The sequence below is a fragment of the Nocardia mexicana NBRC 108244 genome, assembly GCF_001613165.1.
GTDB lineage: Bacteria > Actinomycetota > Actinomycetes > Mycobacteriales > Mycobacteriaceae > Nocardia > Nocardia mexicana.
In genome coordinates this window covers 88,516-99,278 of record NZ_BDBV01000033.1, presented here as the reverse complement: position 1 = coordinate 99,278, position 10,763 = coordinate 88,516, and the positions used below count along the sequence as shown (strand labels likewise).

Here is a 10,763-nt window from a genome sequence, read left to right as displayed (position 1 = left end):
AAGATCTGCTCGGCCGCCTCCCGATCCTCCCCCGACACCCCACGCGGCACCCGGTTCATCACCGCCGCCACCGCCCGCACATGATCCGCCGAAACCTCGCCCGCCGCCAAGACCTTCGCCGTCCACGGCAACTGCGGATCCAACGCGTCGCCGCCCATATCGTGGAACGTGCCCACCCACAGCGCCTGATGCACCCGCGACCCGGCATCCGCACTCGCCAGCCGCAGCGTCTCCATCAAAAACTTCTTCAACGACTTCGACCCGAACCGAGCAGGCAACGACCGCTCACTCGACTCCACCAGCAACCGATGCCGCACAGCCGTCAACACCCGCACCGACCGCTCCACCTCCCGCATCACCCCGACGACCTCGTCATCGGACAGCGGGGTAAGCGGCAGCTCCAACAGGGCGGCCACCGCGGAATGCAGCGGCTCGGTCGCCGACTCTCCCACCCCATTCGAAGACATGTTCGAATTCTATCCCGAATCGTATCCAGCCCACAGCCCAATCCGGAACTGAAATCCACCTCTTCACACTGGACGGACGATCCAAATCAACTGTCCAACACGGCATTTCGGTACCATGGCGGATCGGAATCACCGGCACCACTGAAGCGGGGAAGCCTCTGCCCGCTGCCCGGCTTCAGTCGTGGCGACATCCTCACCGAGAACGGCACTTCAGTGCTGTCGTAGTTATGGCGTGTCGCGTAGGAGGGTGGCGGCAGCGCCGTAGGCGTCGCATTCTCCGGCAGCGACTGCGGCGGCCAGGCGGTCCAGGTCCGCGTGGGTGCGCAGCCGGGTCTGCGCCAGGGAGAGGATTTGGGCGCGAGCCCGGGCCGATCGCCGCGCCGGGGTGTCCGCGCGGTGATGTGCCTCGATGGCCTCGACCAATTCTGCGACCCGTTCGCCGCGGGAGGCGATCAGCGTGAGGATCGGGACGTCGGATTCGGCGCGCAGGTCGCGCACGGTCTGTTCGGCGCCCTCGCGGTCGGCCTTGTTCACCACCAAAAGGTCGGCCACCTCGAGCAGGCCCGCCTTCGCGGCCTGAACGGCGTCTCCCGCACCGGGATTGAGGATCACGAGCGTCGGATCCGCGACGGCCGCGATCTCTATCTCGGACTGCCCGACGCCCACCGTCTCCAGCAGCACGACGTCGTAACCGAGCGCAGCGAGCAGGCGGATCGCGGCGGGCACCGCGGCCGACAGCCCGCCCAGATGGCCGCGGGTGGCCAGCGAGCGGATCAGCACACCGGGGTCATCGATGTGCTGGGCCATCCGGATCCGGTCCCCCAGCAGCGCGCCACCGCTATAGGGCGACGACGGATCGACCGCGAGCACCGCAACCCGCAGCCCGCGCTCCCGGTAGACGCGCACGAGCGCCGCGATGGTCGTCGACTTCCCGGCACCCGGCGGCCCGGTCACCCCGACCACCCGCACGGGAGGCTGCTCCCCCAACGCTGCCCCGACCTCGTCCCGCCGCTCCCCCTCGATCAGGCTCAGCAGCCGCCCCACCGCCCGGACCGATCCCGACCGCGCCTGCTCGAGCAACCCACCGACAGACGCGGTACGACCGACCGGCCCGCCATCCCCGGACGCGGCAGCCTCGGACCCACGCGGATCCGACTGCGCACCACCGGATTCGGCTACCGGCCACATCGAACCCGACTCGCCACTCATCACCGCACCTGCCCTGCTCTAGCCGACCCGCACCCGATCCAGCACCCACTGCCGCACCCGAACCACCACACACCCAGCATCGGCCGATGTGTCCGCCCCCGCGCGCAACGAGCTACTCACGCAGCCGGGACCTCGATGACGGTGGCCGAGCCCATGCCGCCGCCCGCGCACATGGCGGCGATGCCGAAACCGCCTCCGCGGCGGCGTAGTTCGTGCACCAGGGTGACGATCATGCGAGCGCCGGTCGCCGCCACCGGGTGGCCGAGCGAGCAGCCGCTGCCGTTCACGTTGACGAGGTCCGGGTCGAGGTCGAGGGCGCGGATGGCCGCGATCGGCACCGAGGCGAAGGCCTCGTTGATCTCGATCACGCGCGCCGAGGACAGCGAGATCCCCGCCCGCCGTGCGGCTTTGGTGATCGCCTCGATCGGCGCCAGCCCGGTCTCGGCCGGATCGACGCCGACCGTCGCCCACGACCGGATGTAGGCCAGCGCGGGCAGCCCCAGCCGTTCGCTGGCGACGGCGAGGGCGGCCGCGCCGTCGTTGGCGCCGCACGCGTTGCCCGCGGTGATGGAGAAGCCCTCGATCTCCGGATGCAGCACCTTCAGCGCGCCCAGCTTCTCCAAACTCGTTTCGCGGCGCGGATGTTCGTCGGTGTCGAACAACCCGTGCGGCGTCTCGACGGGCACGATCTCCTCCTTGAACCGGCCCTCGTCGATGGCGGCGATCGCGTTGCGGTGCGAGCGCAGCGCCCAGGCGTCGAGCTCCTCGCGCGACAGGCCCGCGCGCACCGCGGCGTTCCAGCCGACGGTGATCGACATGTCCATCGCCGGCGCATCCGGCCGGTCGGGGTGACTGGGCGACACCCACGGATCGATCCACTCGTCCTCCCCCACCCTGAACCGGGCCCGCGGCGCCGTGGAGTCGGAGTTCACCCCGCCCGCGATCACGAGTTCGTCCATCCCGGCACGGATTCCGGCCGCGGCGGTCTGCACCGCGGACATCCCCGCCGCGCAGTGCCGGTTCAGCGCCATCCCGGGGACGGCCGTCAGACCGGCGGTGACGGCCGCGTGGCGGGCAACCACACCGCCGCCATAGCGCCCCTCGCCCAGGAGGACATCGTCGACGGTCGTGGCGCCCAGCCCCTCGGCGGCCGCACCGACCACGTGACGGGCGAGGTCGAAGGCATTGGTATCGCGCAGCGTCCCCTTCCGGGCGGTGCCGATGGGGGTGCGCAGCGCGGACACGATGACGGCTTCAGGCATGTGGTGGCCTCCAGTTCGGCGACGGGTTCTCGGCGCGGACACTCGGGCGCTCGTCCGGAACACCGCGAGAATGTTATTTTCTCAATAGGAGAGTCACAGTTGCAAGATTGGATACCGCATGGATATCAAGGGAAGTTCCGCAGTGGTGGTCGGCGGTACCGGCGGATTGGGCGAGGCCACGGTGCGCCGCCTGCACGCCGCGGGCGCGCAGGTCGTGGTCGCCGATGTCGCGGACGACAAGGGCAAACAGCTGGAGGCCGAGCTGGGCATCCGGTACCAGCACACCGACGCCACCGACGAGGATTCGGTGCTGGCCGCCCTCGCGGTGGCGGAATCGATGGGCCCGCTGCGGATTTCGGTCGATACGCACGGCGGGCCCGCGAAGGGCGGCCGGCTGGTCGGCAAGGACGGCTCGCCGCTGCCGCTCGACGGGTTCCGCACGACGATCGAGTTCTATCTGACCGCGGTGTTCAACGTGCTGCGGCTGTCGGCGGCCGCGATCGCGAAGTCCGAACCGCTGGACGAGGGCGCCCGCGGCGTCATCGTGAACACCGCCTCGATCGCCGCGTTCGAGGGACAGACCGGGCAGATCCCCTACGCGGCGGCCAAGGGCGGCGTGGTCGGGATGACCCTGGTCGCCGCGCGGGATCTCTCGCCGCTGGGCATCCGCGTAGTGACGATCGCTCCGGGCACGGTGAACACGCCCGCCTACGGCCAGGCCGCCGATCAGCTCGAACAGCACTGGGGCCCGCAGGTGCCCTTCCCCAAGCGCATGGGCCGGTCCCACGAGTACGCCCAGCTGGCCACGTCGATCATCGAGAACGACTACCTCAACGGCGAGGTGATCCGGCTCGACGGAGCGCTGCGCTTCCCACCGAAGTAGGCGACGCGCCGCGCGTGGCCACGTTGCCCCCGCGTGACCACGCGCGGCGTTCGCGCCGATGTCAGCCCCGGTCGGCGAGCTTGGTGATCACCGCGCGGAAATCGTCGCTCTGAAACGTCAGGTCCTCCGCGGTCGTCGCGAAGTCCAGCGTCGCCAGCACCGCTCTCTCCAGCGACAAGTTCAACAGCCGCTTGGTGCTCTCGACCGCCTGGCGCGGCAGTTCCAGCAGGCGTTTCGCGCAGGCCAGCGCCTCGGTCACCGGATCGTCGACCACGTGGTTGACCAGGCCCATCTCGCGCGCCCGGGCGGCCGGGATCTTCGCTCCGGTGAGTGCGTACTCCTTGGCCAGCAGCAGGCTGGTGTGCAACGGCCAGGTCAGCGGGCCGCCGTCGGCGGCGACGAGCCCCACCTGGACGTGCGGGTCCTTCAGATAGGCCGTCTCGGCGATATAGGCGATATCGCTCAGCGCGACCAGGCTGCAGCCGAGGCCGACGGCGGGACCGTTCACCGCCGCGATCACCGGCACCCGGCAGCGCGCCATCCCGAGCACGATGTCGCGGCCGTGGGCGATCGTCTTCGCCCGCAGCTCCGCATCCCGCCCGAGTTCCGCGAGATACGCGAAATCGCCTCCGGCGGAGAAGGCCTTCCCCGCGCCGGTGAGCACGGCGACGCGGGCCGACCGGTCCTCCGAGAGCCGCGGCCAGAGCCGGGCGAGGCCGGTGTGCAGGTTGTCGTCGACGGCATTCAGCGCGTCCGGGCGGTTGAGCGTGATGATGCGAATCGGTCCGTCGGAGCGGACCTGGATCTCGTCCGGCAGGTCGTACATGGTCAGACTCCTAGTCCGAGGATGCGGGAGGCGATGATGTTCTTCTGGATCTGCGAGGTGCCGCCCATGACGCTCTGTGCGCGGCTGTAGAAGTAGCTGCCCAGCAGTTCGGGATCGCCCGTGCCGGTAACGGCGAGCGCCGCATGCCCGACGGCCTGGTCAACCCAGGTCATGAGCAGTTTGTCCAACGATCCGTCGGGTCCGTGCACCACACCGTCGAGCTGTTCGGACAGCCTGCGGCGCACGTGCAATCGCAGCATCTCGGTCTGCACCGCGGCCCAGGCGAGGTCGTCCGGAGCCGGGCCGTCGAGCCGGGAGGCCAACTGCCGCACCAGCTTTGCGTACCGGGCCGCGTAACCCAGTGTGGCGGGCTCACGTTCGTGCCCGACGACCGTCATGGCCAGCTTCCAGCCGTCGCCGGGCGCGCCCACCAGCTGCGCCGCGGGCACCCTCGCCCCGTCGAAGCGCACCTGCCCGAATTCGCGGGTGACGCCGCTGATCATCCGCAGCGGCCGCTGCTCGACACCGGGCTGCTTCATCGCGATGACGAACGCCGAAATACCTTTGTGCCGAGGCACATCCGGATCGGTCCGGGCCAGCAGCAGACACCAGTCGGCGACATCGGAGTAGCTGGTCCAGATCTTGTGGCCGTGCACGACGTAGTCGTCGCCGTCGCGGGTCGCGGTGGTCGTCAGCGAGGCCAGATCCGAACCGGCGCCCGGTTCGCTGAACCCCTGACACCAGCGTTCGGTGCCGTTGATCATGCCCGGCAGGAACCGTTGCTGCAGTTCCCTGCCGCCGTGGCGGCCCAGGCCCTGCACCAAGTAGCCCAGGCTGGGCCTGGGCGGGGCACCGGCGCGAGCCAGCTCCTCGTCCACGATCACGTCGTAGACCGGGGGCAGTTCGTGGCCGCCGAATTCCTTCGGCCAGGACGATCCGAAGAATCCGGCCGCGTACAGCGCCTGATGCCAGTCGCCCTGTCGTGCCCAGTATTCGTCGCCGGAGGTCGGGAACCGGTCCGCGTTCTCGGCCAGCCAGTCGCGCAGACGCGCCCGGAACTCGGCCTCCTGCGGGGAATCACGAAAGTCCAAGATCGATCTCCTGCAACGCGACGGGGAACAGTTCGGCCGAGACCAGCGCCCGGCGCAGAAAGACGTGCGCCAGGCAGTCCCAGGTGTTGCCGATACCGCCGTGGACCTGAATCGACGCCTCGCAGACGGTGCGGGCCACGCGGGCGGTGTAGACCTTGGCGATGCGCGCCGCCTCCAGCGCCGCGGCGGTCGGCAGTTCGTCGACCGCCCAGGCGGCGTGCCGGAGCACGCTGATCGCGCCCTCGATCAGCGCCTGATTCTCCGCCAGCAGATGCGCCACGGCCTGATAGGACCCGATGGTGCTGCCGTACTGTTCGCGCATCTTGGCGTAGTCGACAGCGAGATCCTGTGCGCCGCGGGCAGTTCCGAGCAGATCGGCGGTGGTCACGGTGACGGCGAGGGCACGCCAGCGCCCGGCCTCGTCCGGCGACAGCTCCCCCACCGGCTCGAATTCGCCTGTCAGCGCGGCTGTTTGGCGAGTCAGATCGGCGCCGGGCACGACCCAGCCGAGGGCCGCCGCCCGGATGCGCGCGCCGTCGACGATCAGCGCGCGACTGCTGCCACGGGCATCGATGGCGCGGTCGCCGATCCCGATCGTCCAGCCGCCGCCCTCGGGCCGTACCCGCAGGCCGTCGGCCAGCACCGGGCCGAGGAATGCGATATCGACCAGTCCGCGGCCGAATTCCTCGGCCACGATCGCGACTTCGACGCCGGAGGCGCCGTCGGTGCGCAATGTGCGCCAGCCCGCGGTGTCCACCGCGCGCTCCAGCCGGGCGCGACGGACCTCGTCGTCCAGGTCGGCGACCGAGCCGGGGCCCAGGTCGTCGGCCAGTTTGGCCGCGGCATCGCGCAGTTGCCGCTGTTCGCTGCTCAGGCGGACATCCATAGCGCTCCTCGCGGGCTCGGCGAACCGGTGCTCCAGAACATATTGAGAGATCCCGTCTCGTGAGTGAGAATGTAATTCTCATCTTACTAGAATCTGTCTACCAGGAGGATGCGGTTCATGGCGAGACCCTCGTTTTTCCAGCGGGCGACCGTGACCCGGATCGTGAAGGAGAGCGTCGACGCCCGCACGTTCGTGCTCGCGCCGCACGACGGTCCGATCGCCTACCGGGCCGGGCAGTTCTGCACGTTCCGGGTGCCGGTGGACGGCACCGCGCTGTTCCGCTCCTACTCGATGTCCAGCGCGCCGGAGACCGACGACGAGCTGATGACGACCGTCAAACGCGTTCCGGGAGGCAAGGTCTCGAACTGGCTGCTGGACAACCTCGCCGAGGGCGACGAGGTGCAGATGTCCGGCGCGGCGGGCCGGTTCTGCCTGCGGGAGGCCGAGGTGCCGCTGCTCATGTTCAGCGGCGGCAGCGGCATCACCCCCATCCTCTCGCTCACCAAGTGCGCGCTCGCCACCACGGGGCGGCGGATCCGGCTGCTGTGCGCGGACCGCGACGCCGATGCCGTGATTTTCGGGGCGGTGCTGGATGAGCTGGTCCGGGACCATCCGGACCGGCTGGAGGTGGTGCGGCACCTGGATTCCGACGGGGGCTTCCTCGATGCCGCGGCCGTGCGCGCGTTCATCGGCGCCGACGGCCATGCCGACCACTATGTCTGTGGCCCAGAGGCTTTCATGGAGATGGTGGAGCTGGCGGTGCCGGGCCCGGGACTGGTGTTCAGCGAGCGGTTCGGCGCTCCGGCGGCGCCGCGGTCCGACCAGGATGGGCTGGGAGACACTCCGGAGGCGGCGCCGGGGACGGTCACCATCATTCTGAATCGCAAGAAGAAGACGGTGCCGCGTAAGGAGGGCGAGACGCTGTTGGAGAGTGCGCGGCGGGCGGGGCTCACGCCGCCGTTCTCTTGCGAGCAGGGCAACTGCGCGACCTGCATCGCCAAGGTGACCGAGGGCAGCGCTTCGCTGCGGCAGAACAATGCCCTGACCGACGACGAGCTGGCGGACGGCTACGTCCTGACCTGCCAGGCCGTGCCGGATACGGCGTCGATCAGCGTCGACTACGAGTGAGCCGCCGCCCGCACCGCCGCGGCGGCGACGGCCGCGACCACCCCGCCGTCGACCAGGAGGTCGGTGCCGGTGACGAACGACGCGTCCGGGCCGAGCAGGTAGGCCGCCGCGGCGGCGATATCGTCCGGCGTGCCCGCCCGTCCCGTCGCCGACATGTCGATCATGGCGCGCATGCCCGCCCCGGACTCCGAGGCCAGCTCCTGGCGTCCCATCGGGGTGGAGATGATGCCGGGGCTGATCGAGTTGATCCGGGCGCCCCGCGCGCCCCAGGCCCCGCTGGCCGCGCGAACCTGCAGATGATTCGCGCGTTTGGCGAGGGCGTAGGCGAACCCCGGGTCGGTCACCGCGTCCGATGCCAGGAAGGGCAGGCCCAGCAGATCGTCGACCGCGGTTGTCGCCAAGGCCGTTTCGTGCTCGGCGGACAGGACGCCGAGGTAGCCGCCCATGCTCGCGATCACGACGCCCGCCCCGCCGCGCGCGACGATGCGGCCGAACTCCTCCAGCACCAGGCCGACGCCGACGAGATCCACCCGCAGAATCGCCGCCACCGGCGCCTGCGACGGGGAGAGCCCGGCGGTGTGCACGATCTGCGTGACCGACCCGAGGGAGGCCGCCTTCGCCGCCAGCTCCGCCACCGACTCGCGGGAGCCGACGTCCACGGGCGCGGTCGTGACGAGGTGCCCCTCGTCCTCCATAGTGCCCGCGAACTCCCGCAGCGCGGCCTCGTCGAAATCCGCGAGCAGCACATGCCGGCCGCCGCCCTGCCGCCGGGCGATCGCGCGCCCCATCCCACCGGTGCCGATCACTACCAGAACGTCGCGAACCACTGCCGACTCCTTGTCGCTACGAGGACATTTCAGCCACCATGCTCACCGAGCCGCGGGGGCGGCCGGTATTCGGGGCGGTACCCCGCGATCCGGATCGGGCTGCCGACCAGCCGATGGTCCCCCGCGCTGACGACAGCGTCCGGGCTGGTGTCCAGGGCCTCCGGAAGTTCGCGGACCGCCGCCGCCGGAATGCCGAGCGGGCGCAGCCGGGCCTCCCAGCCGGACGCGGTATCGGCGGCCAGCGCCGTGGTGACCGCCGCCAGGACCTCCTCGCGGCGCGCGACCCGGTCGGCCATCCGCTCGAATCCGGTGACACCGGCCTCGGCGGCGAAACTCTTCCAGAAACCGTCGTGGGTGATGAACAAGGCCAGGTGGCCGTGCGAGGTCGGAAAGATCTGCGCGGGAACGTAATACGAATGCGCGCCGAACGGCCTGCGCCGCGGTCGCTTGCCGTCGTTGAGGTAGGCGGCGGCGTGGTAGTTGAGTTGGGAGAGCATGACCTCGTAGAGCGAGACATCGATCTGCCCGCCGCGACCGGAGACGATCTGCGCCAGCAGGCCCAGCGCCGCGGTCAGTCCGGTCGAATTGTCCGCGGAGGAATAGCCCGGCAAGGTCGGCGGCCCGGTGGGATCGCCGGTGAGAGCGGCGATCCCAGCCGCCGCCTGGATCACGTAGTCGAAGGCCGGATCGTCGCCACCGTGCAGGCCGTAGCCGGTGATCGCCACGCACACGATCTTCTCGTTGAACTCCCGCAGCGCGTCGTAGGTGAGCCCGAGCCGCCGGATCGCGGACGGCTTCAGATTCACCAGCAGCGCATGGGACCGCGCGACCAGTTCACCGAGCCGTGCCCGGCCCGAATCCGTCCCCAGATCGATTCGGACACTGCGCTTTCCGCGATTGAGGCTGGCGAAATAGCTGTCACTCACCTGCCGGGAGATGTCCCCACCCGCAGGCTCCAGCTTGGTGACCTCGGCGCCGAGGTCGGCCAACATCATCGTCGCGTATGGCCCGGCCAGCATCGTGCCGACCTCGAGAATTCGAATCCCGGCCAGCGGCCCAGCCCTGTTCGCTGTCACCGCGACGCCCTGCCGTTAGCGGTTCGCGGCCAAAAGCATGCCGGGAAATCAAGTGGGGCTGCCGCGGCAAGAACCGCTGGGGTGGTGGGGGTAGGCATGGTGGTCAACGTAATTCGGTGGCCAGGCGGGCGATGGTGTCGCGGGTTCGGCGTTTGGAGGCGATCAGCTCGTCGCGGGTGTCGCCGATGGGGAGCAGGCGTACCGAGAGGTCGGTGGCGCCTGCTTCGGTGTAGCGGCGCAGGCCCGCGGCGATGGTCTCCTCGTCGCCCGCGAGGCAGAGGTCGCCGATGTCGCGGGAGTCGCCCTGCTCCAGCAGGCGCTGGTAGTTGGGGGATACCTCGGCCTCGCCGAGGATGCGGTTGGCCCGGGCCTTGGCCTCGTCGATTTCGCTTCGGGCACACAGACATACGGGCAGCCCGGCGACAATGCGCGGGGCGGGGCGACCGGCGTCGGCGGCCGCCTTGGTGATCTTCGGCGCGATATGCTCGGCGATGGCGCGCTCGTCGGCCATCCACAGCACGGTGCCGTCGGTCCGCTCCCCCGCGATCCGCAGCATGACCGGGCCGAGGGCGGCGACCAGCACCGGCACCGGCGCGACCGGGCCGAGCTCGAGCGGATTGTGCACCGTGAAGGTCTCGTTCTCCACGTCGACCGGCCCCGGGCCGCGCAGAGCCGTATTCAGCACATCGAGATAGTCGCGGGTGTAGGCGGCGGGACGGTCGTAGGGCAGGCCGAGCATGTCGCGGACGATCCAGTGGTGCGACGGCCCGACGCCCAGCGCCAGCCGCCCCCCGGCCGCCGCCTGCGCCGACAGCGCCTGGCGCGCCAGCGCGACGGGATGCTGCGCCTGCAACGGCACGACCGCGGTGCCCAGTTCGATGCGCGAGGTGCGCAACCCCATCGCCGCGATCGTGATCAACGCGTCGAAGTCGTTGGGCACCTGCGGAATCCACGCCATATCCAGTCCGGCCGATTCGGCCCACTCGATATCGCGCAGCATCCGCTCCAGCTTGCGCGCGGAGTCACCCTTCTCCGGCCCGATCATCACTCCGATGCGCACTGTCTCTCCCAACCGCGTGAATTCGAGACCCGGCACCGACAGCACTGT

At 70.1% G+C, this 10,763-nt stretch carries 11 protein-coding genes; 2 read left to right on the top strand and 9 right to left on the bottom strand.

Annotated features, from left to right (window positions below):
- The 3 genes from NM1_RS13915 to NM1_RS13905 all read right to left on the bottom strand — a co-directional run.
- On the bottom strand, positions 1 to 467 hold a 467-nt coding region (locus tag NM1_RS13915; RefSeq protein ID WP_157123909.1), incomplete at its 3' end, for a DUF222 domain-containing protein.
- A gap of 225 nt (positions 468 to 692) precedes the next feature.
- On the bottom strand, positions 693 to 1,676 hold the full coding sequence (gene meaB, locus NM1_RS13910; protein ID WP_246011602.1) for a methylmalonyl Co-A mutase-associated GTPase MeaB: 984 nt from the start codon (positions 1,674 to 1,676) through the stop codon (positions 693 to 695).
- 116 nt (positions 1,677 to 1,792) lie between these two features.
- On the bottom strand, positions 1,793 to 2,938 hold the full coding sequence (locus NM1_RS13905; RefSeq protein WP_068019345.1) for a thiolase family protein: 1,146 nt from the start codon (positions 2,936 to 2,938) through the stop codon (positions 1,793 to 1,795).
- A 118-nt stretch (positions 2,939 to 3,056) separates the two neighbouring features.
- Between NM1_RS13905 and NM1_RS13900 the strand changes: the two genes are divergently transcribed.
- Positions 3,057 to 3,821 (top strand): SDR family NAD(P)-dependent oxidoreductase, encoded by a 765-nt coding sequence (locus tag NM1_RS13900; RefSeq protein WP_068019342.1) that lies wholly within the window; start codon positions 3,057 to 3,059, stop codon positions 3,819 to 3,821.
- 61 nt (positions 3,822 to 3,882) lie between these two features.
- Here NM1_RS13900 and NM1_RS13895 read toward each other — a convergent pair whose 3' ends face one another.
- Genes NM1_RS13895 through NM1_RS13885 form a run of 3 tightly spaced genes read right to left on the bottom strand, consistent with a single transcriptional unit; the run spans position 3,883 to position 6,624 of the window.
- Complete coding sequence (locus NM1_RS13895; protein ID WP_068019338.1) at positions 3,883 to 4,647, bottom strand: enoyl-CoA hydratase/isomerase family protein; 765 nt, start codon at positions 4,645 to 4,647, stop codon at positions 3,883 to 3,885.
- 2 nt (positions 4,648 to 4,649) lie between these two features.
- Positions 4,650 to 5,738 carry an acyl-CoA dehydrogenase family protein gene (locus NM1_RS13890; protein ID WP_068019336.1) on the bottom strand — a complete coding sequence of 363 codons (1,089 nt, stop codon included), beginning with the start codon at positions 5,736 to 5,738 and terminating at the stop codon, positions 4,650 to 4,652.
- Entirely contained in the window at positions 5,725 to 6,624 is a 900-nt protein-coding gene (locus NM1_RS13885; RefSeq protein WP_068019332.1) for an acyl-CoA dehydrogenase family protein, read from the bottom strand. Before NM1_RS13885 ends, NM1_RS13890 begins: the two co-directional genes overlap by 14 nt.
- 117 nt (positions 6,625 to 6,741) lie before the next feature.
- On the opposite strand from NM1_RS13885, the gene NM1_RS13880 reads away from it, so the two are divergent.
- Positions 6,742 to 7,752, top strand: coding sequence for a ferredoxin--NADP reductase (locus tag NM1_RS13880; RefSeq protein WP_068019329.1), 1,011 nt, complete (start codon positions 6,742 to 6,744; stop codon positions 7,750 to 7,752).
- On the opposite strand, the gene NM1_RS13875 is transcribed toward NM1_RS13880, so the two are convergent.
- From NM1_RS13875 to NM1_RS13865, 3 genes are all read right to left on the bottom strand, one after another.
- Positions 7,743 to 8,579 (bottom strand): SDR family oxidoreductase, encoded by an 837-nt coding sequence (locus tag NM1_RS13875; protein ID WP_068019326.1) that lies wholly within the window; start codon positions 8,577 to 8,579, stop codon positions 7,743 to 7,745. The two genes, NM1_RS13880 and NM1_RS13875, sit on opposite strands and share 10 nt — an antisense overlap.
- A 29-nt stretch (positions 8,580 to 8,608) precedes the next feature.
- Positions 8,609 to 9,655: a CaiB/BaiF CoA transferase family protein gene (locus NM1_RS13870; protein WP_068019323.1), complete on the bottom strand. Its 1,047-nt coding sequence runs from the start codon at positions 9,653 to 9,655 to the stop codon at positions 8,609 to 8,611.
- Positions 9,656 to 9,758: 103 nt separating this feature from the next.
- The gene (locus NM1_RS13865; RefSeq protein WP_068019393.1) at positions 9,759 to 10,715 is read right to left on the bottom strand and encodes an LLM class F420-dependent oxidoreductase; all 957 of its coding nucleotides are present in this window, start codon (positions 10,713 to 10,715) and stop codon (positions 9,759 to 9,761) included.
- Between the last annotated feature and the right edge of the window lie 48 nt (positions 10,716 to 10,763).